The following is a 25,792-nucleotide window of genomic DNA, read 5'->3' as shown; positions in this document are numbered from 1 at the left end:
CCCTTCGCGGCGGGGCGGTTGCGCCCCGCGAGAGCATCGAGGTCGGGGTGCGGACGTCAGAGTCCTGGCCGATCGCGGTGATGCCGGTCCCGCATCGCCCGGACCGCGTCCCGATCGCCGAGCATCTCCAGTGTGTCGGCGTCGATGCCGGACGGTTCGATCCCCGATCCCACCGACGTCTGCCCTCGATCCGGCCGAACATCCACGTCGTGCTGCCGGGCGGCCGTCACGGCCACCCCGGCGACGGTGGCGAGCAACACGCAGAGCAGTGCTCCCGCCACGCCCAACAGGTCCTGTCGGCGCGCCACGACCAGCGCCGCCAGCAGCCAGAATGCCGCCAGGGCCGCGACCACCGCCACGGTCCGTGCGTCGGATCCTGCGAACCGTCTCACCCGTCCAGAATGTCGGAGATTGTCGATCTGTCAACAGCAGTTGGCTTGGCTCTGCGAAACATCTGACAACAGCCTGCTTAACGACGAGGGGCTGCGACAGCACCTCGACAGATACGACTACTCTCGGTGCAGCCTGGAACCCGAAACGTAGCGAGGTGGCCAATGAGTGCAAGCCTCTCCAGCTTCCGGTGGCGCTCGGTGGCCACCACGGCCGCCGTGGCCCTGACGCTGCTGCTCGGTGCGGCTGCCGGCTGTGACAGCCGGCAGGAACCGGACCTGCCGTCCGTTCAGGAGAAACTCCGCGAGTCGCACATCTGGGGCCAGCCCGTCCTGCGGGTCGGGGTGGCAGACGACGAGCCGTTGATGGGCGAGGTGCGCGACGGCGTGCACATCGGTTTCGATGTCGAGATCGCCCGCTACATCGCCGCCTCCCTCGGCTACGAGGGTGAGCACCGCATCGAATTCGTGACCGTGTCCACCGAGGACCGGATCCCCGCGCTCCAGGGCGGCATCGTCGACCTCGTCGTCTCCAGTTTCTCCATCACCGAAGACCGTAAGAAGCAGGTCAGCTTCGCCGGGCCGTACTTCGTCACCACCCAGGAGGTGCTGGTGCCGAACCGGCACCGGAGTGCGATCCGCACCATCGAGGACCTGCGGAACCCGCAATACAAGATCTGCACCAGCGGCGGCTCCACCACCGAGGCGGAGTTGGAAAAGCACCAGGTCCCGACGCTGGTGGTGAAGGACGTCTGGGACTGCGTCAAGGGCATCCGAGCCGGCAAGTACGACGCGGTCAGCTCGGACGAGACGATCCTCGCCGGTTTCGTGGCCCGCCATCCGACGGAGTTCGAGATCGTCGACATGCCGTTCGGCACCAGCGAACTGCTCGGCGTGGGTGTGCCGATCGGCGATCCCGCGCTGCGCGACCTGGTGGCGTACTTCCTGGACAAGAGTTACCAGCAGGGGCGTAACGGGGAGGCCAGCCCGTGGCAGACCGCGTACAACCGGACCCTCGGGCCCTGGTTGCGGTCCGAGAAGCGGCAACCACAGCCGCTGGACGTGCCGAAGCTCGTCGACTTCGACGACAAGGCGCCACGGCGATGAGTACGGCAGCCGCCACCGCCGAGGACCCGGACGCCGGACGCCCGCCGTCGCCGCTACCGCGTACTCCCGTGCCGCCGGCTGCCTCGTCGCCTTCAGCGACGCCAGCCGGGTCGACGACACCGGCGACGCACGTCGTGCCGGCCGCCGCCTCTCCGACCAGGTTCGACGGTGACGGGGACCTGGCCGAGCGCCGGGCGCGAGCCAGCCAGTCGTTCTGGACGGCGGTGGTCGGCGTACCGGCGATCTTCTCGGTGCTGCGGCTCGGCATCGAGGCCGGCGGCGAACTACAGACCACTTTGTTGCTGGTGGCCAACGTGGGACCGGTCAACCTGCTCGCCGGCTTCCTCACCACGGCGGCCCGCCTGCTCTCCACCGTGCTGGTAGCGGTGTTCGCGCTTGGCGGGGTACTCGCCGTCAGCGGTCACCGGATGCGCCGACGGCCGCTCTTCGCCCGGTGGGCCGAGATCACGCCGAGCTGGTTCGTCGCGGCGAGCTTCCTGATGGCCCTGGTGACCTGGCCGCTGCTGTTTCTCCCACTGCTGCTGCCCACCTTCGCGGCGGCCTTCCAACTCCGTCCGGAGCGCCTGCACGAGCGCCCGACGGTACGTGCCCTGGTCATCGTCGCGGCATACGCCGGATACCTCTGGCTGCTCGTGCCGACGCTGCGTGACGCCTGGCGGCAGGGGGAGGTGCTGCCGATCGCGCTCCTGGTCGTGCCGCCGGTGCTGGCTCTCTTCGTCGCCGGGCCGCTGCCCCGGGTGGTCATCCGGCTGCTGGCACCGGTGACTCAGCTCGCCGTGCTGGTGGTGCTGGTCTGGGCGGCGCTGCCGGTGATCAGCACACCGGTGCTGCCGCTGACGGTGACCACCGTGGGGCAACCCGATGCGGCCTCTGCCGGCGCCGCCGAGGAGATCCGGGGGCACGTGGTGACCACCGACGACGTCAACATGGTGATCCTCCAGGAACGCGGCGGGGTGCGCTACGTCCCGGTCGAGCACGTACGCGGGCAGGTGCTCTGCCCCTCGGAGGAGGAACTGCCGCGGTACCGGCTGCGCATCCACGACTTCCACGTCGAGGACTCGCTGCTGGAAGGGTTGGGTCGCCGGGTACGCCCCGTGCACCGGGTCGACGCCGCCTGCCGCTGAGCGAAGTCCGCGCCTCGTCGCCATCGGGTAATCTGCGGACAATCGAAAGTCTTTCCAGCGTCGCTCCCCTTCGAGCAAAGGCGTACCCAGTGGCAGACGCATCCGACGCTTCTCCTGAAAGACTGGAGTCAGCCGCCGTGTCACAGGTGCTGGCGTCAGAGCAGCTCTGGCGAGGTAACGGGGCTGGTTGGGGCGGCCCGCAGGGAGCACAGGGCGGCGCTTTCGCGGATCGGCTCGAAGACAGTTTCGGGCAACGGTTGGGGCTTCCCTACGTGCATGCCGTCAACTCCGGCACGTCGGCGAATGAGGCTGCGATTGCGAGTCTGGGCCTCGAACCTGGCGACGAGGTGATCTGCCCGGCGGCCTCCCCGATATTCGTTCCCCTGGCCGTGGTGGCGCTGGGTTGCATTCCGGTATTTGCTGACGTCTGCCCCGAAACCCTGCTCCTGGACGCCGGGGATGTCGAGAAGCGGATCACTGAGAAGACAAGAGCAGTGGTGGTGGTGCACCTGTGGGGCATGCCAGCGCCGATAAGGCAGATCATGACCTTGGCGGAGCGGTTCGGGCTGCGCGTCGTGGAGGACTGCGCCCAGGCTTTCGGGACCTTCGTCGACGGACGGCAGGTGGGGACGTTCGGTCACGCGGCCTGCTTCAGCCTCCAGCAGTCGAAGCACATCTCCAGCGGGGAGGGCGGCATCTTCGCGACCCGAGATGCGGAGGGTTACGCGCGAGCGGTGCTGTACTCGAACTCCGGCATCCCCAGCTTCCGGTTCGGGGTGACCCCGCCAGGTGTTGCCGACGAGAGGGCGCGTGGACACGTCCGATTCGGTCACAATCACCGGATAAGTGAGCTGCAGGCGGCTGTCGCTGTGGCGCAGCTGGCGCAGCTCGACGGCTTCATCGCCAGGCGGGCTGAACTGGTGTCGCTCATAGAATCACACCTGGCGCTCCGGGAAGACTCGGTGCGCGGCCCGGCAACCTCCCCTGGCTGCAGCATCTCCTACTGGAAATATCCCCTCATCGTTCCGCCTGGTCGGGGCTGGTACACAGGGATCTCCTACCTGGAGCCCGTCTTTCAAGAGATGGACAAGCGTCGAGTAACCCCCTTCGGCCTCCCGCTGCCTTCGTATGTCAGGTATGAAGACGGGCAATGTCCGGGCGCGGAGGAGGGTGCCTTGCGTATTCGTTCCGTTTCGGTCCACCATTCCTTGTCGGACGATGACCTGTGCAAAATATTGAACGACTGTGTGGCGGATCTTTAGGCGCTGGTGTGACGATATGAAAACGTCCACCACGCAGGTATACTTCGACGCATGTCAGTGGGGGAACACGTCTTTGACGTGGTGATCATTGGGTCGGGTCCCGCAGGCGTCGCGGTGGCTGAGCGTCTCTACGAGAAACATCCCGCAGCGACGATCGCAGTTGTCGAGCGTGGGCCTGTGCTGTTGCGACAGCATTTCTACGACTCTCCCCGATCGATAAATGAGCGGGATCGCTTTCTTGTCGAGCACGGGGCCTGTCCGTGGGAGGGCGACCTGAGTCGCGGTGGGCGGTTGCTGCCCTGCCTGGGTGGGCGGGGTGTCGTTGGTGGCGGCCAACTGCACCGGTTCTACGAGCAGGATTTCACGCTGTGGCGAGAAGGACTGTGGGGGGTTGGTCCAGGTGCCCTGAATCCGTACTTTGTCGAGGCGGAGAAGCGACTTCTCGGCAGTACCCAGAGCGCTGGTCCGTCCCAAGATTTTGTGTGTGACGTCCTGGGTGGGTTCAATGCCAGGCATCCTCCGCACGGGCCGAATTCCGAAGTGGCAGGAACCATTGAGGGTGGTTACCCGCACAAAAGCTCGGCGGAGCGGCTCCTGGGGCTGTTGGGCAGGGACCGCGACAGCGGCAGAAAGCGCCTGAGTGTCTTCACCGAGACAATGGTGGTGAAACTTGACGGTAGTCGGTCGAGAAGTTCGCGGGTGCACAAGGCCCGTTGTGTTCGACTGCGGCAGGGAGAGGAGTCAACCCTTTCCATCCACGGCGCGGTGTTTGTCCTCGCGGCAAGCCCGGTCGAATCCGCCCGGCTGGTCATGGTATCCGAGATTGCCGAGGCGCAATCGAGCTCGTCGGCCGTCGGGCGCTACCTCGCCGAACACATATACTGCAGGGGTTATCTCGATGTAAGTGACCGTCCGGAGCTGCGCCATGGTCCGGTGAATGTCTACATCCCCCCGCTGGGATCAGGTCTCGATGATCGGTATCAGATAGAAATCCGGTCGACCACGCATTCCGATGACAACCGATTGTTGCTGCGGGTGACCGGCTCGGCGGCCATGGATCCTCGTCGAGAGAATCGAGTTCTGATCTCCCCGGACCGGGTCGACGCCCACGGTGTGGCTAAAGCGATCACCGAGTTGACGCGGTCGCCCGACGACGAGCGCCGGACGATATCGATGATCTCCCTCATGGACGATGTTGTCTCGTCGTTCGGATCTCGTTGGCTCACGCCGCCGCGCCCGCTACCCTGCGGGGCCAGTTACCACGAGGTGGGAACGCTGAGAATCAGTGCCGCGGAGCAGGAGAGTGCAGCAACGAGGAATGGCCTGCTGTTCGGCACGGAGAACGTTTTTGTCGGTGACGGTGCCGCATTCGCCAGTGTGGGGACCGCCAATCCGATTCTGACCCTCACCGCGATGGGCTACAGACTGGCGGACGGCTTGGTGCACCTACTCGACTCCGCGTCCTAGGGATCGCCCGGCGGTCCTGGCCAGACCACCGCCTTCTCCGATTGCTTTCGGGTGGGTTGACCATCGCATGCGCATTCCTGGCGGCATTACCCTGCGCGGTGCCCCTCGCCGGGCGGTACCTTGGACAACAAGGCGTCGCGGGCCGGTTACCGGCAGGCGTTCGCGCTGGCGCGGCAGGATCGGAACCACCGGCAAGCGTACGACAGCCCCCTGGCCCGCCGCCCTCGCCGGCGCTCTCGTAGGATGGCCGCCACCCGCCCAAACAGGCAGGCGCAACGGCTGTTCCATCGGACTCCAGCGGTCTTGCTCCCATATAGTTGGCAAGAAGGGAGGGAGCCCGCTTGACAGATCTCAGAATTCAACGCCCCAAACGGCTCGGACAAGTCAATTTGCGAGCACCGGGTCGGGGTGGCGAGTATTGTCGTTGGTGCGCGCCGAAAAGGGGCGCGGTAAATTGACATTTAATCAAGGAGGGGAATCTGCTTCCCGAGGGAAGGGTCCCCTGCTGAATGCTTCAGTGGCGGCACAGCGAGGTGTAAAAGGTGAGTGACAGGCAGGTCGACAACGCGCGTATGGCCAGAGACCGGTCAGACGCATGCGCTCGGGCACTCATCGTGACGGGCGGGCCTCGGGAAGAGAACTTCTGGAGGGCCATGCTCGACTCCGGTCGGGTCAGTGACGGGCACCGGCGCAATCCCGGTCGAGAGCAGTCGCAGCCGCTCGTGACCTCGGAACATGGCCGCAAGGGCAACTTCCTCGGCACCCTCCAGGCGTACGCGAATGCGGTTCCCGACGGTCAACGTGACGGTACCGGCAGCCCGATCGAGCAGATCGTCATGTTCATCGGCTCCGGGACAAGGCTCAGCCCTTACACGCAGGCGTTGGGCAACATGAAGTCGGCGTTCCCGCTCCCCGATGTGGACGCCCATCACCGTGGCTACACGGTTGGTGAGGCGGCGATCAGGTCGACCGCGGCATGCATCGACTGCCTGCGCGGCGGCGGATTCGACGGACTCGTGGTCCGGTGGGGGGACGAGATCCTCATCCCCAGCACGCCCCTGGACAGCTCACCCGGGCAGTACGCCGACGTGGACGTGGTCCGTTTCGGCTGGCGGACCGAGCCGAACGAGCTCCTCGCGAACCAGAAGGAGTGGCTTGTCGTCGACCCGGCCACCGGGTTGGTGCTGCAGGAGATCGGACGCCAGCCGCTGCCCTCGGTCCGTAGGAAGCTGGCCGACCTGGCTGGTAGCGGGAACACGCAGACCTACGTGAACCTGGGTAGCTTCGCCGCCTCCAACACGTTCCTCAGCGAACTTGCCGCAGTGTTCAAGGACGAGTTGCTCGACCAGGTGTCGGCCGCCAACTGGGATCCGTACTTCTGGGTGGCGCTGCAGTGTACGAGCGAGGCGGAGTGGGAGTCCTTCGGGCGGGAGGAGGACGCTGGATCGAGGCCGGGGTTCCGCGAGCTGCACGCGTGCATGCCCGACTTCTTCCAGGTGGTGCAGGCAGCCAAGCGCAACCTCCGGGCAAAGCTCGGCCGTGACCTCAGGATTGCCATCCTCGACTTCGGTGAGCCGTACTGGCTCGACGCGGGAAACCACCAGTCCTTGCGGTCGGCGTTCGCCGACCTCTTCGAGGACTCGACCGAGGGAAACACGCTACGAGCGTTCCTTGGCCTGCCTGACGAATTGGCGAACGGCGGCTCATTCGTCAAAGACTCGGCATTGGCTCCGGGAGTGACGGTCAATGAGTCGATCGTGCTGGGTGCCGAGATCCGGGATCCACGGTCTGTGGTGGATGGCGCCGTGGTGGTGCGCGGCTCCTACGGGCGCCTTGAGGTGGGTCGGGGCGGAGTAGCGATCTGGAGCGCCGCTGACCACCTGTCCGTCGCTGGCCCGCGCGGTGCCGCATTCAGGTTCAGCGGTAACGGCGCCATCTCGGGCGATCAGAGTGTGTCAACTCTGCTCACCGGCTCGGAATCGATATCGATGCGCTACACTGAAGCGCTCGGCACCATCGACTCGACCTCCTACAATCAGGTTGTCGCGGATAACCCCATGTCATTCCGAGATGCCTTTACCCGTATGGGGTTGGTGGACCCGCTGGATCTTCATGCCGAATGGAGCCGGGTAACCTCGCATTCGGCGTAGCGGAGCCAGTAGCCAGCGGCGTTGACGGCGGGGCGGTGATGAGGAGCGTGTTCGAGGCCATGCGCATCCACACCTACGGCAGGAGCAGGGTGGGGCTGCGGGCTCCGGCTGCGCCCCGGCGGGTTCCGTCCCAGCTGCTGGCTGCTGTCTCAGCGGTCTGCTGCGGGGAGGATGAGGCGCAGGCAGCTCATTTGTCTGCTGTGGGCCGGGGCCGGTCGAGCGGTGGGAAGCAATAATGGCGCTAGGACGTTTTTTCCTCAGCTACTCCTCGGTTGACGGTGCGGAATTTGCGTTGCGGCTGGCCGACGCGTTGGAATCCGGACCTCCAGCCTGTTCGGTATGGCTGGACAAGCGGGATCTTCGTCCGGGACGGGACTGGGACGAACAGATCGCCGAGGCGTTGAGCTCCTGTCGGGGGCTGTTGTTCGTCATGACGGAAGACAGCGTCAGCGCCGAATCGGTCTGCAAACAGGAGTGGGGCCGTGCGCTGAGTTCCAAGAAGCCCGTGATCCCGCTGCGTCTGGATCCGCACATCGAGATGCCGTTTCGGCTCGGTTCCCGGCAGTACATAGACTTCGGAGATTTCTCTACGGGTCTAGCGCAGTTGCGGAGTCACCTGACCTGGATGGGTACCCGTGACGGGATCATCGCAGAGTTGAAATTGCGGCTGGCGGACGTACGCCGTGAACTACCCCGGACGTCGGGTCCACGTCGCCCTCTTCTCGAGGCCGAGATTCGGGAGATCATGGGTCAGCTCAAGCAGTTGCAGCCTGCTGAGCTGGGCCCAGCCGTACCAGGCCAGCACAGGGGTGTTCGTGACCGGCTGGGTGCGGCGGAGCGGTCGACAGCGGCTGTCGACTCGGACCTGACCGACCGTCACCTGACCGCCATCGGACTCCCGAACCGAGTCGGGATGGACATGGACGCACTCGGTGCCGAACTTGTCGCCGGTACGATCGTCCTCGATTCGTCCATCTGCGATTACGCGGGTGTCGACCTGAGTCACGTCATGGTGGAAGACGCTGGTCTGATCGGCGATGTCAGCTCGCACCCCGACTACATTGCTGCCGACCTGCTGACAAGCGTCGAACCAAAGCCCAACCGGCCCAAGGCGCACCTGGTGGAGTGGCACGCGCCAGTCATCGATCAGGGAGACGTGGTCACGCTCGAATTGGCGAGATCAGACTACTGGACGTCCGAGGCGACGAAGCGACTCGTGCCCCGGATCCAGGCTGAGGTGGCGGCGGGTAGGGCGGACCTGCTCCGGATGCCCCGGCGGTTGGACGTCCACCTGGTGGTCGTCACGGGTGGCGACAACACGATGCTGCTCACCAGACGCGGAAAGCATGTCGCCAGCGAGCCGTCGACCTGGATGATATCGGTCGGTGAAAGCATGGACTGGGAGTTCGACAAGGCCTCCAACGGTCTACCGCATCCCGTTCTCACTGCTCGCCGCTGCTTGTCGGACCGCGACGAACTCAATTTTCCCGACGATCTGGCGGCGACTGCTCAACTTCGACTGGTCGCGATCGCCACCGAATGGTCGGAGATGTTGGTGAACCTGATAGTCGTGGCGCGTATCCCGGAGGTCACCTACGCGCAGGTACGGCAGTACTTCCGGAAGGGCGAAAACCTGCAGCTCGACGGTATCGCGTTCGACCTGGAGACATGCGTTTCGCTGCTCGGCATCGATGCCTTCGCGGGATCCAACGGCCGGGGGCCGGCGATGCCGATCAGTGATATCTCCCGGGTCGCACTCCTGGCTGCGTTGAGATCGGCGCATCCCGTCGCAGAGGTGGCGTCGACGATTTCCGCAGCCAGGTCGTACCTGTCCCGGTGACTGTGGGAGTGCGCCCTCCGGCGCGGCTGCTCAGTACGACTTGTCCTGGCCGAGGACGTGTTGGGCGACGAAGTTGAGAATCATCTCGCGGCTGACCGGAGCGATCCGACCCGCCCGTACCGCCCCCAGCAGGGTGGCTACGCCGTACTCGGTGGTCATGCCGGCACCGCCGAGCGCCTGGACCGCCGTGTCGACGGCGAGGGCCGCCGCCTCGCCGGCCGCGTACTTGGCCATGTTGGCGGAGATGCCGGCTTCCAGGTCACGGCCGGCGTCGTACAGCGTCGCCGCCTTCTGGATCATCAGCCGAGCCAGCTCCACCTGGACTGCCGCGTGCGCGAGGGGGTGGGAGACGCCCTGGTGGGCGCCGATGCTGCGGCCACCCCACACCTTTCGCGTAGCGGTGTACTCGGAGGCGCGTTCGATGGCGTAGCGGCCGGTGCCGGCGCCCATCGCGGCGACCGTGATCCGTTCCGGATTGAGTCCGGAGAAGAGGGCCGGCAGGCCGGCGTCCAACGACTCGCCGACCAGGGCATCGGCCGGCAGTCGTACGTCGTCCAGATAGAGCAGGAACTGGTTCTCCGGCGAGACGATCTCCATGTCCAGCTTGGACGAGGTCAGGCCGGGCGCGTCGGTCGGCACGAGGAACAGTGCCGGCTGGAGCCGCTGCGGAGACCCGTCCGCCGAGCCGGCACTGCCGTCCCCGGCGGCGACGCGGGCCACCACCAGGATGTGCCCGGCCTCGTCGACGCCGGAGATGTAGCACTTGCGGCCGGACAGCAACCAGTCGTCGCCGTCCCGGCGGGCCACCGTGGCGAGGCGATGGAAGTTCGAGCCGGCGTCCGGCTCGGTGATCGCGAAGACGATCTTCTGAGAGCCGTCGGCCAGACCCGGCAGGTGCCGTTTGCGCTGCTCCTCGGTGCCGTGGCGGTTGATGACGGTGGCGGCGATCGCGGGAGAGACCACGAGCAGCAGCAGCGGGCAGCCGGTGGCGGCCAACTCCTCGCAGACGATGGCCAGGTCGGTGATGCCGCCGCCCCCGCCGCCGTACTCGGTGGGGATGTTGACCCCCAGGTAGCCGAGCCGTCCGGCTTCGTGCCACAGCTCGGTCGTGTGCTCGCCGGCCTTGGCCTTCTCCACGAAGTACCGGTGGCCGTAGCGTCGGCCCAGCGCCCGCACGGCGTCGCGGAGCTGGTCCTGTTCGGGGGTGAGGTCGAAGTTCATGACGGTGACTCCTCATCGGGGGTGACCACGGCCAGCACGGCGCCCGTGTCGACCTGACCGCCGGCCGGCACCGGCAGCTCGGTGACCAGACCATCGGTGGGGGCGAGCACGGGGTGTTCCAGCTTCATCGCTTCCAGGGTCAGCAGCAGGTCACCGGCGGCGACCCGCTGACCGACCTCGACATGGACCCGGGCCACCGCGCCGGGCAGCGGCGCGAGCAGCGATCCCGCGGCCAACTGCGCGGTGGGCAGCGGGAAACGTGGCAGCTCGGTCAGGCTCGTCGCCCCGGCCGGTCCGTCCACGAAAACCTCCGACCCCACCCGGTGCACGCGGTACGCCCGCCGCACCCCGGCCACGTCGAGCACGACCCGCGCCGGGTACGCCTCGACGAGGGCGACGGTCGGTGTCCCGGGGTCGGTTTGGTCCTCGGGGGTGCCGACGCCGTCAGCGGCGGTGTGGGCCACCGACCACTCGACGAGGCGGCCCGAGCGATCCAGCCGGTAGCGAATGCCGATCTCGTCGCCGTGCGGGCCAGCGAATCGGGTGACCTGCGGGAAGGCCGGCACGTTGCGCCAGCCCGAGGGCAGGCCGGCCAGCACCGGTGCCGAAGCCCGGCGAGCGGCGGCCAACGCCAGTGCGGCGGCCAGCGCGACCACCGGTATCTCGGTGGTGGGCAGGATCGGCTCGAAGACCTCGGCGTGCCGCTCCAGAAAGCCGGTGTCGATGTCGGCCGAGGCGAACTCCGGGCTCCGTAGGACGCGGATCAGCAGGTCCCGGTTGGTGGCGACGCCGTGCAGCTCGGCGCGGGCCAGCGCGCCGGCCAGCGCGCGGGCCGCCGCCACCCGGGTGGGCGCCCAGGCGATCACCTTGGCGAGCATCGAGTCGAAGTGGACACTCACCGCCGAACCGTCCACCACGCCGGAGTCCAGCCGCAGCCCGGGAGCGGCCAGCGGCCCGAACTCGGCCGCCACACCCGGCAGGTGGAACCGGTGCAGGGTGCCGGTGGCGGGCCGGTAGCTGTGCGCGGGCTCTTCGGCGCAGAGGCGTACCTCGATCGCGTGACCGGTGGACGGCGGTGTCGTGGTCAGCGGCAGCGGCGCTCCCTCGGCGACCAGCAGTTGCAGCCGGACCAGGTCCAGCCCGGTGGTCAGCTCGGTGACCGGGTGCTCCACCTGGAGGCGGGTGTTCATCTCCAGGAAGTGGATCTCCCCGTCGGGCGCGAGCAGAAACTCGACGGTGCCGGCCCCCACGTAGTCGACCGCCCGTCCAGCGGCCACCGCCGCCTCGTGCAGCCGTTCCCGCACCCCGTCGGATAGGACTCCGGGGGCCTCCTCGACGATCTTCTGGTGCCGGCGTTGGATCGAGCAGTCCCGCGCACCGAGCGCCACCACGGTTCCGTACCGGTCGCCGAAGATCTGCACCTCGACGTGCCGACCACGTTCGACGTACCGCTCGATGAAGACCGTGCCGTCGCCGAACGCCGACATCGCCTCACGGCGCGCACTGGCGACGGCCTCGGCGAGCCCTTCGGCATCAGGGACCACCCGCATGCCGCGACCGCCGCCCCCGGCGGACGCCTTCACCAGCACGGGGAAGGCGGTGACCTGGTCGGCCTCGGTCCAGCTGGGCAACATCGGTACGCCGGCCTCGGCGAGCAGCGCCTTGGCGGCCAGCTTGTCGCCCATCGTGGCGATCGCCTTGCTCGGCGGGCCGACCCAGGTCAGCCCGGCGTCGGTCACCGCCGCAGCGAACTCGGCGTTCTCGGCGAGGAATCCGTAGCCGGGATGGATCGCGTCCACACCGCAGCGGCGGGCAGCGTCCAGGATCAGATCGACCCGGAGGTACGTCTCGACGGGCGCGTTGCCGGGGAGCCGGACCGCCTCGTCCGCCTCGGCGACGAAGGGCGCGTCGGCGTCCGCGTCGGAGTGCACGGCGACCGTCTCGATCCCGAGTGCCCGGCAGGTGGCGAAGACCCGGCGGGCGATCTCCCCCCGGTTCGCGACCAGCAGCTTGCGAATCACCTGCTGTTCCTCCTTTCGTTCGCGCTGCGGGACTCCGCTTCGCTGCGTTCCTCGCGCTCAACTGGTGTCCTTGTCGTTCGCGCTGCGGGACTCCGCTTCGCTGCGTTCCTCGCGCTCACATTCGGAAGACGCCGAAGCCGTCGGCGCCCTGCACCGGTGCGCTGTGGATGGCCGAGAGGCAGAGGCCGAGGACGGTACGGGTGTCCCGGGGGTCGATCACCCCGTCGTCGTAGAGGCGGCCGGAGAGGAAGAGCGCGCCGGACTGGGACTCGATCTGCTGCTCGACCATCATTCGCATCGCGGCGTCGGAGTCCTCGTCGAACTCACGTCCCCGCGCCGCAGCGGCCTGCCGGGCCACGATGGAGAGCACCCCGGCCAACTGTGCCGGCCCCATCACCGCCGACTTGGCGTTCGGCCAGGTGAACAGGAACCTCGGCTCGTACGCCCGGCCACACATGCCGTAGTTGCCCGCGCCGTACGAGGCGCCCAGGTTCACCGTCAGGTGCGGCACCGTCGAGTTCGACACCGCATTGATCATCAATGCGCCGTGCTTGATGATGCCGCGTTGCTCGTACTCGGTGCCGACCATGTAGCCAGTGGTGTTCTGGAGGAAGACCAGCGGGGTGTCCGTGGCGTTCGCGAGCTGGATGAACTGCGCCGCCTTCTGCGCCTCCTCGCTGAACAGCACACCCCGGGCGTTGGCCAGCACGCCGACCGGATAGCCGTGCAGCTCGCCCCACCCGGTGACCAGCGCGGTGCCGTAGGCCGGCTTGAACTCGTCGAATTCGCTGCCGTCGAGCACCCGGGCGAGTACCTCACGCGGGTCGAACGGCACCTTCAGGTCGGCGCTGACGATGCCGAGCAGGTCCTCCGGGTCGAACTTCGGCGGCTGCGGCATCGGGTTGCGTGGCGTCGGCCCCCGCTTGCGCCAGTTGAGTCGGCGTACGCACTGCCGCGCCAGCCGGATGCCGTCACGCTCGTCGGTGGCGAGGAAGTCGGCCAGGCCGGATGTCGTGGCGTGCATGGCCGCGCCGCCCAGCGACTCGTCGTCGGCGTCCTCGCCGGTGGCCATCTTCACCAGCGGCGGTCCGGCCAGGTAGACCTGCGAGCGGTCGCGGATCATGATCGTGTAGTCGGACATGCCGGGCACGTACGCGCCGCCGGCGGTGGCGTTGCCAAAGACCACGCTGACCGTGGGGATCTTCTCGGCCGAGAGCCGGGTCAGGTCGCGGAACACCCGACCGCCCGGGATGAAGATCTCCGCCTGGGTGGGCAGGTCCGCGCCGGCCGACTCGACCAGGTTGACCATCGGTAGCCGGTTGGCCAGGGCGATCTCGCCGGCCCGCCGGGTCTTCGCCAGTGACCACGGGTTCACCGCGCCACCGCGTACCGTCGGATCGTTGGCGACGACCAGGCACTCCACACCCTCGACCACGCCGATTCCGGTCACCACGCTGGCCCCGACCGGAAAGTCCGTGCCGAACGCGGCGACCGGTGACAGTTCGAGGAACGGGCTGGCCTGGTCCAGCAGCAGCTCGATACGTTCGCGGGGGAGCAGCTTGCCGCGCTGGTGGTGCCGGGCCACGTACTTCTCGCCGCCGCCGCCCCGGGCGGTGTCGAGCGCGGCGTCCAACTCGGCGAGGCGTTCCAGCAGAGCGTCCCGGTTGGCGCGGAAAGCCGGCGAGGACGGGTCGATCGACGTGTCGAGGGTGCTCACAGGCCCATGCCCTTCGCGATGATCTCGGTCATGATCTCGGTGGTGCCGCCGCCGATGCCGAGGATCCGAGCGTCGCGGTAGTGCCGCTCCACCTCTGCGTCGCGCAGGTAGCCGAAGCCGCCGTGCAGTTGCAGGGCCTGGTCGACGACCCAGTCGGCGGCCGAGACCGCCACGTTCTTCGCCATCGCCACCTCGGTCACCACCGGCTCACCTGCGGCCACCCGGGCGGCCACCTGGTGCACGTACGCGCGGGCGGCCTCGGCCCGGGTGTGCATCTCGGCCAGCCGGTGCCGGATCAGTTGCCGGCTCGCCAGTGGCCGGCCGAAGGTGGACCGGTTGCGGCACCAGGTGGCGGTCAGCTCGACGCAGCGCTGCGCGATGGCGTACGCCTGGGTGGCCAGGGAGAGGCGCTCGGGGGCGAACTGCTGCATGATCGCGAGGAAGCCGGTGTCCTCCTCGCCGATCCGGTTCGTCACCGGCACACGCACGTCGACGAAGGAGAGTTCGGCGGTGTCCGAGCAGTGCCAGCCGAGTTTCTCCAGCCGCCGGCCGACGGTGAATCCCGGCATGCCCTTGTCGATCACGAGCAGGCTGAGCGCTCCGCTGCCCGGCACGCCGGTGCGTACCGCGGTGGTCACGAAGTCCGCTCGGACTCCGCTGGTGATGTAGGTCTTCGCGCCGTTGACCACGTAGTGGTCGCCGTCGAGGCGGGCGTGGGTGCGAATGCCCGCCACATCCGACCCGGTGTCCGGTTCGGTGATGGCCAGCGCGCCGATCATCGAACCAGCCAGCGTCGGCCGGACGTACCTGTCGATCAGGTCGTGCGCCCTGCCGGTCGGGTCGACCGCGTCGGTGGGGTGCCCGGGGAGCTTGCCACCCGGGCGGGCGCCGGCCGCGGCGACCATGTGCGGCAGCGCGATGCCGTGGGTGAAGAGGGCAGCCACCAGCCCCGACGAGCCACCCGAGCGGATGAGCTCCTCGGTGACGATGATCGAATCGAGCAGGTCACCGCCGCTGCCGCCGACCTTCTCGGGAAAGCCGATGCCGAGCAGGCCGGTCTTCGCGGCGGTGGCGTGCAGCTCGCGGGGCACCTCGCCGGCCCGTTCCCAGTCGGCCAGGTGCGGCAGCACCTCCCGGACGACGAACGTGCGGGTCAGCTCCCGCAACTGCCGCCGCTCGGGAGTGTCCACGATGGTCACGGTCGGACCCCCCGGGTGGCCGGTGCCGGCTGGTCGCTGTCCGCCGCGCCGGCCGGCAGGTCGACGATCCGGGACCGGAGCAGCTCGCTGAGAGCCTTGGCCTGCGGGTCGAACCGGGTGGAGGCGGCCACCCCGGCGCCGAGCAGCCCTCGGATCACGAAGTTGACGGCCCGCAGATTCGGCAGTTCGTACCGCTCGACAGTCAACGGAGCGGTCTCCGGCAGCAACTCGGCCAGCCGCGCCACGGTGAGCCAGCCGCGCAACCAGGCCCAGGTCGCGTCGGTACGCGCCCAGACCCCCAGATTCGCGTCGCCGCCCTTGTCACCTGAGCGTGCCCCCACCACCTCACCCAGCGGCGCGCGCCGGGTCGGGCCGGTCGTCGCCGCACCGGGCACCTCGACCGTGGGCTCGACGGCGACCGGGACGGTCACCGACGGTGGGGCGATCGGCACGCGGGTGCCGTCCGGCAGGACGGCGACGTGGGCGACCGCCTCCTGTGCCACGGCATCGGCGGTGAACACGCCGTACGGGGTGGCGTCGCCGGGCAGAGTGGTCAGGGTGCAGCCCGGGTAGGAGGCCAGGGCCAGCTCGACCGCCGCCGCCGAGAACGCCCGCCCGGCCCGTGCCCGGTCACCGTCCCGCAGGTGTACGTGCAGCAGGGCGCTGGCCGTCTCGGTGTCTGCCGCGTCCGGATGGTCGGTGCGGGCCAACGTGAATTCCAGCCCGTCCGGGCCGACCGCCTCCGTCAACTGGGCCTGGACCAGGGCCGCCTTGGCCGGGATGTCCAGCCCGCAGAGCACGAACGTCATCGAGTTGCGAAAACCGCCGAGGTTGTTGACGCCCACCTTGAGCGTGTCCGGGGGCGGGGTGCCCCGCGCACCGCGGACGAGCACCCGGTCCGGACCGTCCTGGCTCAGCCGTACCGAGTCCAGCCGGGTCACCACGTCCGGGCCCAGGTAGGCCGGCCCACCCACCTCGTACAACAACTGGGCGGTGACCGTCTCGACGGTGACCGCGCCGCCGGTGCCGGGAGGTTTCGTGATCACCGTCGAGCCGTCCGCGCGCAGCTCGGCCACTGGAAATCCCGGCCGCTGCCCGCCGTCGGGCAGCTCCGTGAAGAAGCTGAAGTTGCCGCCGGTGACCTGGGCCCCACACTCGATCAGGTGCCCGGCGACGGTGGCCCCGGCCAGCGCGTCGAGGTCGTCGCGTCCCCAGCCGAAGCGGGCGATGGCCGGGCCCACGACCAGCGAGGCGTCGGTGACCCGCCCGGTCACCACCACGTCCGCCCCAGCGTCGAGGCAGGCGGCGATGCCGAACGCCCCGAGGTACGCGTTCGCGGTCAGCGCGTCCGGTCGGGCCAGGGCATCACCCTCGACGTACCCGATCCGGACGGGAAGCCCGAGCCGGTCGGCGAGGGTGCGGATCGCGGCGGCGAGCCCGGCCGGGTTGAGTCCACCGGCGTTGGTGACCAACGTGACCCGGCGGTCGAGCGCGGTGCCGAGACAGCCCTCCAGTTGCCGGAGGAATGTCTTCGCGTAGCCCAGATCGGGGTCGCGCATCCGGTCGCGCCCCAGGATGAGCATGGTCAACTCGGCCAGGTAGTCACCGGTCAACACGTCCAGCTCGCCGCCGTCGAGCATGTCCTGCCAGGCGGAGAAGCGGTCACCGTAGAAACCGGAGGCGTTGCCGACCCGCAGCATGTCGCTCATCGGCACCCCCTCCGGGTCGCGGCTCCGCGGCTCCGCCGCGCTGCGCTGCGCGCGTTCACCGGGTCACCTTTCGCGGGGCGGGGCCGGTGCCGGGCGGGCCGGCGAAGGCCTGGGCCACGTCCAACCACCCGTCGGCGACCGGTCCGGTGGCCACCAGGGCGAGGTCGGCGCGGTGCCGGCGTCGGGTCACCAGCAGGCAGAAATCCAACGCCGGACCGGTGACCCGATCGGCCGCGTCCGCCGGACCGAAGGCCCAGGTTTCCCCGTCCGGCGCGGTCAGCTCCACCCGGACCGGTGCCGTGGGCACCGCCCGGCCGTGGGCGGCGAAGCTGTGACCGACGGTACGGAAGCCGAGGTACGCGACGTGCCGCAGCCGGTCGGTGGCAGCTCGGGTGACGCCGAGCGCCTCGGCCACGTCCTCACCGTGCGCCCAGGTCTCCATGATCCGGGCGGTCGCCATCGAGGCCGGCGACATGCGGGTTCCGTACCAGGGCAGTTTCTCCCCGGCGGGGGCGGCGGTGAGGGCTGCGGCGAGCGCCGAGCGGCCGGTCCGCCAGCGGGGCAGCAGCAGGTCGGGCGGGGCGAGGAAGGCCACCGCGCCGTCGTCGACCAGCCGGGCGGGGTCCGGCGCGGCGGTGACCGAGGCATAGAACGCGTCGGCGTCGGTCGCGGCGAGCCAGGCCACGTGATCCGTCCACGCCAGGTGGGCGATCTGGTGGGCGATCGTCCAGCCCATGGCAGGGGTCGGCCGCTCCCACTCCTGCGGCGGCAGCGCCGCGACGAGCGCGTCGAGCTGCTCGGACTCGGTGGCCAGATCCGTGAGCAGGGCGGTGAGGTCGACCATGGTGCCTCCGGGCGGGATCGGGGTGGGTCAGGGCGCGGTGTCCGTGCTGGTGAGCAGCTTCGCCAGTTGGGACTTCCAGGCGTGCAGCAGCGCGGTCCGGCGGGTCGAGTCGTCGCTGAGCAGGTTGGCCACGCCGAGCCCACGCAGCAGGTCCAGGGTGGCCTGCACCGCCTCGCGTACGCCCGGGCGGCGCTCGTCCACCCCGAGCAGCTCGACGGTCAGCCGGTGCATCTCCCGGCCGACCCGGGCTTCGAGAGGCAGCAGGGCGGCCCGCAGTTCGGCGTCGGTGCGAGCAGCCACCCAGAGTTCGAGGGCGGCGACGAACAGCGGCCCGGTGAAGGCGGCAGCCAGCAGGTCCACCACTCCGCCCAACCGGTCGGAGCCAGCCGGCAGGACGTCGGCCTCCGCCCGCAACTCGGCCGCTCGCCGTTCGGTGAGGTGCTCGACAGCGGCGATCACCAGGGCGGTGCGGGTGGGGTAGTGGTGCAGCTGGGCGCCCCGGGAGACACCGGCCCGGGCCGCCACGACGGTGGTGGTGGTGCCGGACCAGCCGTGCTCGACCAGGCAGTCGACGGTCGCCTCCAGCAACCGGGCCCGGGTGGCACGGCTGCGTTCCTGTTGCGGGACCCGGGTCGATGCGGCAGGCATGCGGACAGCGTGCCGGCCAAGAAACAAACAGTCAAGACTGACTTTTTAGTTCGGTCACGCAACGACCACGCGGTGCCGACGACGTTCGTCGGCACCGCGTGGGTGGTTGGTTTCTGGGTCAGACGCGCGCGCGTCGGGCCAAGCGCTCGGGGTCGAGGATGATGATGCTCTTGCCGTCCAACCGGAGCCAGCCGCGCGAGGCGAAATCCGCGAGGGCTTTGTTGACCGTCTCCCGGGAGGCACCGACGAGCTGGGCGATCTCCTCCTGGGTCAGGTCGTGCGTCACCCGCAGCACGCCGCCGTCGCGGGTGCCGAAGCGCCCCGCCATCTGGAGCAGGTTCTTGGCCACCCGGCCGGGCACGTCGGTGAAGATCAGGTCCGCGAGGGCGTCGTTGGTCCGGCGCAGGCGGCGGGCCAGCACCCGGAGCAACTGCTCGGCGATCTCCGGCCGGTTGTTCAGCCACGGCCGCAGCGCCTGCTTCCGCAGCCGAGCCAGCCGGCTGTCGGTGACTGCGGTCGCGGTCGCCGTACGCGGTCCCGGGTCGAAGAGCGACAGCTCGCCGACCATGTCCGACGGACCCATCACGGCGATCAGATTCTGCCGCCCGTCCGCAGCTCGGCGACCAACTTTGATCTTGCCGGACAGCAGGATGTAGAGACTGTCGCCGGGCTCACCCTCGTTGAAGACGACCTCGCCCTTGCGGATCTCGATCGTCTCCATCTCCTTGGCGAGCGCCTCGGCTGCCTCCGGGTCGACACCCTGGAAGATCCCGCTGCGAGCCAGTACCTCGTCCATCGCGCACCTCCGGTTGCGCGTGCCGTCTGCTCGGCCGGGTCCGCCGTCCGCTGATCCCTCGCGCGCCGACCAGTCTAGGCGCACGTGAGCAGGAATCAGAGGTGCACCCCTGGAATCTTGATCGTTGGACGTAACGTGCCTGTCGTGATCACTCTTGAGAATCCCGCGCCTGGTCAGGCCGGGACCGGCGGACCGGATGCCGAGCCGTAGGGTCACCGCGTGCTGCACGAGCCCCTGTTGACCAGTCGACGCGAGGACGAACGCGACATTCCGGTGCTCATCTGGCGCGCCGAGCGACCGTTGCGGACGGTCAGCAGCGCCCCACTGGGCGGTGGGATCGGCCTGCGGCAGTGGGTACTGAACGCGACGGTGCCCATGTCGTACGACCGGGACGACCCCGCCGACCACCTGGCCGAGATGGCCCGGGAGTTTGGCCTGGACGGACCCGGCGTGGGCCTGTTGACCGGGGTCGACGTGACCGACGTGGTGCGGCGGACCGACACCGACGTGCAGGTCTGGGCCACCGTCGGTCTCGGCACCCCGATACCGGCGGCGGCACCCGCGGTGGCGGTACCGGCGCAGCCGGTCGGCACGGTCAACATCGTGGCGTACGTTCCGGTGCTGCTCAGCGACGCGGCACTGGTCAACGCGGTCGCCACGGCCACCGAGGCGAAGGCGCAGGCGATCGCGGAGCTGGGGCTGCCCGGCACCGGTACGCCGACGGACGCCGTCGCCGTACTCTGCCCACCCGACGGGCCGGCCAACGCCTACGGTGGCCCCCGCTCCACCTGGGGAGCGCCGCTGGCCCGGGCGGTGCACACCGCCGTGCTGGCGGTGGGCCGCGACACCGTCGTCCCATGGTCGGATCGGCTCCGGGGCTGAATCTCCCCACCCGATCGGCGGTCGTTTCCGTGATACCCGCCCGGTAGGGTCGCGCACGATGTACGCTGCCGCCCCCTTCGCGTCCCCGCCCCGCCGCCGCACCCTGGTGGCACTGGGGGCGCTGCTCGCCGTCCTCCTCATCGCCGGCTGTGCCAGCACCGACGAGGGGCCGATCTGGCAGCCCGGTACGGGTGGCGGCGACGGTACACCGGTCGAGTCCGCCGCCCCCGAGGTCAAGAAGATCTCGCTCTCCGCCACCGGCGACATCGTCATGGCCATGGCGCCCAACCGGCTGCCGCCGAACAACGGCAAGGGCTTCTTCGACTCGGTCAAGAAGGCGCTCTCCGCCGACCTGGTGATGGGAAACCTGGAAGAGCCGTTGACGGTGGACACGGGGACCGGCAAGTGCGGTGCCAACTCCACCCGCTGCTTCCAGTTCCGGGCTCCGCCGGAGTACGCGGCGCATCTCGCCGATGCCGGGTTCGATCTGCTCAACCAGGCCAACAACCACGGGTACGACTTCGGACCGAAAGGGTACGAGAACACCCAGGAGGCACTGGAGGAGCACGGTCTGGCACACACCGGCGCACCCGACCAGATCACCGTCGTCGAGGTGAAGGGCGTCAAGGTCGCCGTCGCCGGCTTCTCGTCGTACCGCTGGTCGAACAGCCTGGTCGACATCCCGGCCGCGAAGAAGGTGATCGAGAAGGCCGCCGACCAGGCCGACATCGTCGTGGTGCAGGTGCACATGGGCGCCGAAGGGTCGGAGATGACCCGGGTACGGCCCGGCACCGAGATGTTCCTCGGCGAGAACCGGGGTGACCCGATCAAGTTCTCCCGCGCGATGATCGACGCCGGCGCTGATCTGATCGTCGGACACGGCCCGCACGTACTGCGTGGCATGGAGTTCTACAAGGGCAGGCTGATCGCGTACAGCCTGGGCAACTTCGCCGGTGGCGGCAACTCGCTCAGCAACAACGGGCGGCTCGGCTGGGGCGGCGTGCTGAAGGTGTCACTCGAAGCCGACGGCACCTGGGCCGGCGGCTCCTTCACCTCCACCTACATGGATGGAGCCCGCAAGCCGACGGTCGACCCCGACGACCGTGGTCTCAGGCTGCTCCGGGACCTCACCAAGCTGGACTTCGCGGAGACCGGCGCCCGGTTCACCGACTCCGGAAAGATCAGCCCGCCCGACGCGGACTGATCTTCGTCGGCACAGCCGTCCGGGCCAGTCGGAGCGGCGACGTAGGCTGGCGGTCGTGACCAGAAGCGCCACCGAGACCGACCTGGGTCGCACCCGTCGAGCACGGCGGATCGGCCGAGTGTTGACCGAGACGCACCCCGACGCGCACTGCGAGCTCGACCACGGCAGCCCGCTGGAGTTGGCCGTCGCCACCATCCTGTCGGCCCAGTGCACGGACAAGAAGGTCAACGAGGTAACTCCGAAACTCTTCGCCCGCTACCCGACCGCCGCCGACTACGCCGGTGCCGATCGCGGCGAGATGGAGGAGCTGATCCGACCGACCGGTTTCTACCGCAACAAGACCAATTCGCTGATCCAGCTGGGTCAGGCACTGGTCGAGCGGTACGACGGCCAGGTCCCCGGCCGGCTGGCCGACCTGGTCACCCTGCCCGGGATCGGCCGCAAGACCGCCAACGTCATCCTCGGCAACGCCTTCGACGTGCCCGGCATCACCGTCGACACCCACTTCCAGCGGCTGGTACGGCGCTGGGAGCTGACCACCGAGACCGACCCGGTCAAAATCGAACACGCGATCGGGGCGATGTTCCCGAAGCGCGACTGGACCATGCTGTCGCACCGGATCATCTTCCACGGCCGCCGGGTCTGCCACGCGCGCAAGCCCGCCTGCGGCGCGTGCACGCTGACCAAGCTCTGTCCGTCGTACGGCACCGGGCCGACCGAACCAGCCGCGGCGGCGAAGCTGCTCAAGGGCCCCCGCGCCCGTGATCTCGCCGTCGCCGCCGGAGTGGATCCCGAGCTGGTCCCGGCGCAGGCGGTTCAGGCGGAGGCACCGTGAAACGCCGGCTCGCGCTGCTGACCCTGCCGCTGCTGTTGCTCGCGGCCGCCTGCACCGCCGACACCGAGGCACCCGCACCGGCCCGCCCGGACACGGCCGCCGCCCGTCCATCCCCGTTCGAGGACTGCGCCACCCTGACCAGCGGCCCGGCACCCACCGGCGCCGACGAGGCGACTGGTGACCCGCTGCCCGAGTTGAGCCTCACCTGTTTCACCGGCGGGAACCTGGTCGCCCTGCGGGACATCCGTGGGCCCGCCGTGGTCAACATCTGGGCCTCCTGGTGCCCGCCCTGCCGCAAGGAACTCCCCGCCTTCCAGCGGCTGCACGAACGCGCCGAGGGGCAGCTGCGGGTCATCGGGGTGAACAGCCGGGACAGCCGCGAGGGCGCCCAGTCGATCGGCGAGGACTTCGGCGTACGGTTCCCGATGCTGGTCGACCAGGGTGAGGCGGTGCAACGGGCACTGCGTCGCAACGCCGTCCCGCTGACCGTCTTCGTGGACGCCCAGGGCCGCATCCGACACATCGACAGTTCCGGTGCGCTCGACGACGCCGGCCTGGCCGACCTCGTCCGCCAGCACCTCGGCCTCACGGTGCCGGCGTGAACCTGCGCGAACCGGCGGATCGTCAGCCGCCGGGCTGGCTGGGACCACTTCTGGGTCGGCTCGGCACCGCACGCACGGAGGACTTCACCCAGCTCCGTACGCCGGACCGCGGTGGCCGGGAGAGCGCCGTGCTGGTGCTGCTCGGTGAAGACGCCGCCACCGGTCCGGACGTGCTGGTCCTTCAGCGGGCCGCGACCCTGCGCAACCACGCCGGCCAACCGGCGTTTCCCGGCGGCGCGGCCGACCCGGAGGACGTCGACGCCTCCGCGACCGCGCTGCGCGAGGCGAACGAGGAGGTCGGGCTCGACCCGGCCAGCGTCACCGTGCTGGCCCAGCTGCCGAGGCTGTGGATACCGGTCAGCGACTTCGTGGTGACCCCGGTGCTCGCCTGGTGGCACGCGCCGCATCCGGTTGACTCCCGGGACCCGGCCGAGGTGGCGCACGTCGCCCGCCTGCCGGTCGCCGAGCTGGTCGACCCGGACAACCGGCTGCGGGTACGCCATTCGAGTGGCTGGATCGGCCCGGCCTTCTCCGTACGCGGAATGCTGGTCTGGGGGTTCACGGCCGGGGTGCTGGCCGCGTTGTTGGAGATGGGCGGCTGGAGTCGTCCGTGGCCGCGCAGCCGAGTGATCGACCTTCCGCCGATCGGTGCCTCGCCCGCCCCGTCGGCCGGCACCGACGAGGTCGACGAGAGCGCACTGCGCTGATCCGACCGTCACCTTCCGCAAGCGATCGTCTTCGCGCGAGCCCCGGGCCCGTAGGCTTGAACCCGTGTCGGCCGTGGATCTCGTCCTGCTGTTGCTCATGCTCGTGTTCGCGATCAGCGGATACCGACAGGGGTTCGTCATCGGGGTGCTCTCGTTCACCGGGTTCTTCCTCGGCGCCCTGATCGGCTTGCAGGTCGGTCCGATGGTCGCTCAGCAGTTCGTGGACAGCGGCACCCGGGTGCTGGTCTCACTGGTCGCCATCTTCGGCCTTGCCGTGGTGGGTCAGGCACTGGCCGGCTGGCTCGGGTCACACCTGCGCCGCACCATCGCCAGTGACGTGGGACGGCGGGCCGACGACATCGGTGGCGCGTTCGTCTCCCTCTTCGCGGTGCTGCTGGTCGCCTGGCTGGTGGCCGTGCCGCTCGGCTCCTCCTCGCTGCCCTGGCTCGCCGCGTCGGTGAAGAGCAGCGCCCTGCTCAACGTGGTGGACCGGGTGCTGCCCGACCAGGCTCAGCAGCTCTCCACGGCGCTGCGCGACACCGTCGACACCAACGGTTTCCCGGACGTCTTCGAGGGGCTGCGGCGTACTCAGGCGCGGCAGGTCGAGCCGCCCGACCCGGCGCTCGCCGGCTCCGAGGTGGTGAGCAACGGTCAGCGCTCGGTGGTGAAGGTGCTCGGGTCGGCGCCAAGCTGCTCGCGCCGGATCGAAGGGTCCGGCTTCGTGTACGCCGATGACCGGGTGATGACCAACGCGCACGTGGTCGCCGGCACCCGCTCGGTCGCGGTGGAGTTGCGCGGGGACCGGTACGAGGGCGAGGTGGTCGTCTACGACCCCGACCGGGACCTGGCCGTGCTCTACGTGCCCGGGCTACCCGGCCCGTCGATGCGGTTCGCTGCCGGCAACGCCGCCGTCGGCGCGGACGCCATCGTGCTCGGGTTTCCACTGGACGGGCCGTACAACGCCCAGTCGGCGCGAATCCGCGACGTCGACCGCATCACCGGTCCGGACATCTACTCGTCAGGGAACGTGGACCGGGAGATCTACACGATCCGGGCCCTGGTCCGCAGCGGCAACTCCGGGGGGCCGCTGGTCTCCTCGAACGGCCTGGTGCTCGGGGTGATCTTCGCGGCGGCGGCGGACGACCCGAACACCGGGTTCGCGGTCACCGCCGCCGAGGCCCGGCCGGTAGCGCTGGCCGGTGCCGAACGCACCCGGGGCACCGACACCGGCGACTGCACCTGACGCACGTACCAGCTCAGCCTGACCGTGCCCGGGGCCAGACGTCGAGCGCGGTGGTGGTGGCGACGACCACCGTGGCTCCGAGCAGCCACCCGGCCAGCACGTCGCTGCTCCAGTGGACGCCGAGGGCGACCCGGCTGAACCCGGTCACCAGGGCGATCGACAGCGCGCCGAGCCAGACCGCCGCACGGGTGGCCGATCGGGGTCTGGTCCGGGGCAGGAACACCACCAGCAGGACTCCGGCGGCGAGCACCGCGTTCAGCGCGTGGCCTGATGGAAAGGCCAGACCGGGTGCCTGCGCCACCGGGTCGGGCAGGTCCGGTCGCGGCCGACCGACGACCAGTTTGAGCAGCGGCCCGAGCAGACCGCCGAGCACCATGGTGGTGGCGACCCAGACGGCGAGCCGCCGGGCACCGTCGCGGACCAGCCAGATCACCAGGACCAGCGCGGCGGCCCGCAGGGGCATCGGCGCGAAGGCGTCGGTCCACAGACTCATCACCCGGACCCAGACCGGGTGGTCCGAAGCGTACCCGTGCAGGTGGTTGGTGATCGCCAGGTCGAGTCGACGCAGCGGTGACCAGTTACCCAGCACCAGCAGCGCGAGCAGTGCGAACGGCACGACCAGCAGCACGCCGGAGAGAGTGCGCGTCGTCCGTGCACCAGACGGATCGTCCCGCCGTCCGCGACGGTCCGGACCGGATGATGGCGCCGGGCCGACTCGTTCGAAGGTGTCCACGACGATCGTTCTACCCAGCCGGCCGGGTCCACCTCCCGAAAATGCGCCGAATCTGCCGCCCGACACCTCGG

22 protein-coding genes are annotated in these 25,792 nt (G+C 69.3%); 12 read left to right on the top strand and 10 right to left on the bottom strand.

The annotated features are described in order from the left end of the window. Positions 1 to 56: 56 nt before the first annotated feature. Positions 57 to 392: a hypothetical protein gene (locus tag Vlu01_RS12485; protein ID WP_203998008.1), complete on the bottom strand. Its 336-nt coding sequence runs from the start codon at positions 390 to 392 to the stop codon at positions 57 to 59. Between the two features lie 162 nt (positions 393 to 554). On the opposite strand from Vlu01_RS12485, the gene Vlu01_RS12480 reads away from it, so the two are divergent. From Vlu01_RS12480 to Vlu01_RS12455, 6 genes are all read left to right on the top strand, one after another. Beyond that, complete coding sequence (locus tag Vlu01_RS12480; protein WP_203998005.1) at positions 555 to 1,496, top strand: transporter substrate-binding domain-containing protein; 942 nt, start codon at positions 555 to 557, stop codon at positions 1,494 to 1,496. Continuing rightward, entirely contained in the window at positions 1,493 to 2,641 is a 1,149-nt protein-coding gene (locus Vlu01_RS12475; protein WP_203998002.1) for a hypothetical protein, read from the top strand. Before Vlu01_RS12480 ends, Vlu01_RS12475 begins: the two co-directional genes overlap by 4 nt. A gap of 137 nt (positions 2,642 to 2,778) precedes the next feature. Then, positions 2,779 to 3,903, top strand: a complete 1,125-nt coding sequence (locus tag Vlu01_RS12470; RefSeq protein WP_203997999.1) for a DegT/DnrJ/EryC1/StrS family aminotransferase — start codon at positions 2,779 to 2,781, stop codon at positions 3,901 to 3,903. 51 nt (positions 3,904 to 3,954) lie between these two features. Continuing rightward, positions 3,955 to 5,370, top strand: coding sequence for a GMC oxidoreductase (locus Vlu01_RS12465; protein ID WP_203997996.1), 1,416 nt, complete (start codon positions 3,955 to 3,957; stop codon positions 5,368 to 5,370). Positions 5,371 to 5,912: 542 nt separating this feature from the next. Further along, positions 5,913 to 7,520 carry a hypothetical protein gene (locus Vlu01_RS12460; protein WP_203997993.1) on the top strand — a complete coding sequence of 536 codons (1,608 nt, stop codon included), beginning with the start codon at positions 5,913 to 5,915 and terminating at the stop codon, positions 7,518 to 7,520. Positions 7,521 to 7,755: 235 nt separating this feature from the next. Then, positions 7,756 to 9,360, top strand: coding sequence for a toll/interleukin-1 receptor domain-containing protein (locus Vlu01_RS12455; protein ID WP_203997990.1), 1,605 nt, complete (start codon positions 7,756 to 7,758; stop codon positions 9,358 to 9,360). A 30-nt stretch (positions 9,361 to 9,390) separates the two neighbouring features. On the opposite strand, the gene Vlu01_RS12450 is transcribed toward Vlu01_RS12455, so the two are convergent. The 8 genes from Vlu01_RS12450 to Vlu01_RS12415 all read right to left on the bottom strand — a co-directional run bounded on the left by Vlu01_RS12450 (position 9,391) and on the right by Vlu01_RS12415 (position 19,515). Next, positions 9,391 to 10,581: an acyl-CoA dehydrogenase family protein gene (locus Vlu01_RS12450; RefSeq protein WP_203997985.1), complete on the bottom strand. Its 1,191-nt coding sequence runs from the start codon at positions 10,579 to 10,581 to the stop codon at positions 9,391 to 9,393. Further along, positions 10,578 to 12,602: an ATP-binding protein gene (locus tag Vlu01_RS12445; RefSeq protein WP_203997982.1), complete on the bottom strand. Its 2,025-nt coding sequence runs from the start codon at positions 12,600 to 12,602 to the stop codon at positions 10,578 to 10,580. The genes Vlu01_RS12450 and Vlu01_RS12445 overlap by 4 nt, the downstream gene beginning before the upstream one ends. Positions 12,603 to 12,717: 115 nt before the next feature. Next, positions 12,718 to 14,319 carry an acyl-CoA carboxylase subunit beta gene (locus tag Vlu01_RS12440; RefSeq protein ID WP_203997979.1) on the bottom strand — a complete coding sequence of 534 codons (1,602 nt, stop codon included), beginning with the start codon at positions 14,317 to 14,319 and terminating at the stop codon, positions 12,718 to 12,720. Next, positions 14,316 to 15,518, bottom strand: coding sequence for an acyl-CoA dehydrogenase family protein (locus Vlu01_RS12435; protein ID WP_203997976.1), 1,203 nt, complete (start codon positions 15,516 to 15,518; stop codon positions 14,316 to 14,318). The genes Vlu01_RS12440 and Vlu01_RS12435 overlap by 4 nt, the downstream gene beginning before the upstream one ends. Further along, entirely contained in the window at positions 15,515 to 17,227 is a 1,713-nt protein-coding gene (locus tag Vlu01_RS12430) for an acyclic terpene utilization AtuA family protein (RefSeq protein WP_203997974.1), read from the bottom strand. Before Vlu01_RS12430 ends, Vlu01_RS12435 begins: the two co-directional genes overlap by 4 nt. A gap of 55 nt (positions 17,228 to 17,282) precedes the next feature. Further along, complete coding sequence (locus Vlu01_RS12425) at positions 17,283 to 18,071, bottom strand: TIGR03084 family metal-binding protein (RefSeq protein ID WP_203997971.1); 789 nt, start codon at positions 18,069 to 18,071, stop codon at positions 17,283 to 17,285. Between the two features lie 27 nt (positions 18,072 to 18,098). Continuing rightward, positions 18,099 to 18,719 carry a TetR/AcrR family transcriptional regulator gene (locus Vlu01_RS12420; protein ID WP_203997968.1) on the bottom strand — a complete coding sequence of 207 codons (621 nt, stop codon included), beginning with the start codon at positions 18,717 to 18,719 and terminating at the stop codon, positions 18,099 to 18,101. Positions 18,720 to 18,837: 118 nt separating this feature from the next. Then, the gene (locus Vlu01_RS12415; protein ID WP_203997965.1) at positions 18,838 to 19,515 is read right to left on the bottom strand and encodes a Crp/Fnr family transcriptional regulator; all 678 of its coding nucleotides are present in this window, start codon (positions 19,513 to 19,515) and stop codon (positions 18,838 to 18,840) included. Positions 19,516 to 19,734: 219 nt separating this feature from the next. Here Vlu01_RS12415 and Vlu01_RS12410 point away from each other — a divergent pair, with 219 nt between their 5' ends. The 6 genes from Vlu01_RS12410 to Vlu01_RS12385 all read left to right on the top strand — a co-directional run bounded on the left by Vlu01_RS12410 (position 19,735) and on the right by Vlu01_RS12385 (position 24,988). Beyond that, positions 19,735 to 20,397 carry an adenosylcobinamide amidohydrolase gene (locus Vlu01_RS12410; protein WP_203997962.1) on the top strand — a complete coding sequence of 221 codons (663 nt, stop codon included), beginning with the start codon at positions 19,735 to 19,737 and terminating at the stop codon, positions 20,395 to 20,397. Positions 20,398 to 20,455: 58 nt separating this feature from the next. Then, positions 20,456 to 21,601, top strand: a complete 1,146-nt coding sequence (locus Vlu01_RS12405) for a CapA family protein (RefSeq protein WP_203997959.1) — start codon at positions 20,456 to 20,458, stop codon at positions 21,599 to 21,601. A 55-nt stretch (positions 21,602 to 21,656) separates the two neighbouring features. Continuing rightward, positions 21,657 to 22,436: an endonuclease III gene (nth, locus tag Vlu01_RS12400; protein WP_203997956.1), complete on the top strand. Its 780-nt coding sequence runs from the start codon at positions 21,657 to 21,659 to the stop codon at positions 22,434 to 22,436. Further along, a complete protein-coding gene (locus tag Vlu01_RS12395) occupies positions 22,433 to 23,038 on the top strand; it encodes a TlpA family protein disulfide reductase (protein ID WP_203997953.1) in 606 nt (201 codons plus the stop codon). The genes nth and Vlu01_RS12395 overlap by 4 nt, the downstream gene beginning before the upstream one ends. A gap of 2 nt (positions 23,039 to 23,040) precedes the next feature. Further along, positions 23,041 to 23,745 carry an NUDIX hydrolase gene (locus Vlu01_RS12390; RefSeq protein WP_203998282.1) on the top strand — a complete coding sequence of 235 codons (705 nt, stop codon included), beginning with the start codon at positions 23,041 to 23,043 and terminating at the stop codon, positions 23,743 to 23,745. A gap of 64 nt (positions 23,746 to 23,809) precedes the next feature. After that, a complete protein-coding gene (locus tag Vlu01_RS12385; RefSeq protein WP_203997950.1) occupies positions 23,810 to 24,988 on the top strand; it encodes a MarP family serine protease in 1,179 nt (392 codons plus the stop codon). Between the two features lie 13 nt (positions 24,989 to 25,001). Here the strand turns inward: Vlu01_RS12385 and Vlu01_RS12380 are convergent, their stop codons facing one another. Further along, positions 25,002 to 25,721, bottom strand: a complete 720-nt coding sequence (locus Vlu01_RS12380; protein WP_203997947.1) for a phosphatase PAP2 family protein — start codon at positions 25,719 to 25,721, stop codon at positions 25,002 to 25,004. Between the last annotated feature and the right edge of the window lie 71 nt (positions 25,722 to 25,792).

Origin of the sequence: Micromonospora lutea (assembly GCF_016863535.1) — a bacterium.
Taxonomy (GTDB): domain Bacteria; phylum Actinomycetota; class Actinomycetes; order Mycobacteriales; family Micromonosporaceae; genus Micromonospora; species Micromonospora lutea.
Note: the sequence above shows the minus strand (reverse complement) of the source record. Positions and strands in the feature narration are given on the sequence as shown.

Coding starts and splice junctions, on each gene's coding strand:
- Vlu01_RS12455 (WP_203997990.1), top strand. CDS start 7,756: ATGGCGCTAGGACGTTTTTTCCTCAGCTACTCCTCGGTTGACGGTGCG.
- Vlu01_RS12420 (WP_203997968.1), bottom strand. CDS start 18,719: ATGCCTGCCGCATCGACCCGGGTCCCGCAACAGGAACGCAGCCGTGCC.
- Vlu01_RS12450 (WP_203997985.1), bottom strand. CDS start 10,581: ATGAACTTCGACCTCACCCCCGAACAGGACCAGCTCCGCGACGCCGTG.
- Vlu01_RS12480 (WP_203998005.1), top strand. CDS start 555: ATGAGTGCAAGCCTCTCCAGCTTCCGGTGGCGCTCGGTGGCCACCACG.
- Vlu01_RS12415 (WP_203997965.1), bottom strand. CDS start 19,515: ATGGACGAGGTACTGGCTCGCAGCGGGATCTTCCAGGGTGTCGACCCG.
- Vlu01_RS12405 (WP_203997959.1), top strand. CDS start 20,456: ATGTACGCTGCCGCCCCCTTCGCGTCCCCGCCCCGCCGCCGCACCCTG.
- Vlu01_RS12465 (WP_203997996.1), top strand. CDS start 3,955: ATGTCAGTGGGGGAACACGTCTTTGACGTGGTGATCATTGGGTCGGGT.
- Vlu01_RS12430 (WP_203997974.1), bottom strand. CDS start 17,227: ATGAGCGACATGCTGCGGGTCGGCAACGCCTCCGGTTTCTACGGTGAC.
- Vlu01_RS12475 (WP_203998002.1), top strand. CDS start 1,493: ATGAGTACGGCAGCCGCCACCGCCGAGGACCCGGACGCCGGACGCCCG.
- Vlu01_RS12425 (WP_203997971.1), bottom strand. CDS start 18,071: ATGGTCGACCTCACCGCCCTGCTCACGGATCTGGCCACCGAGTCCGAG.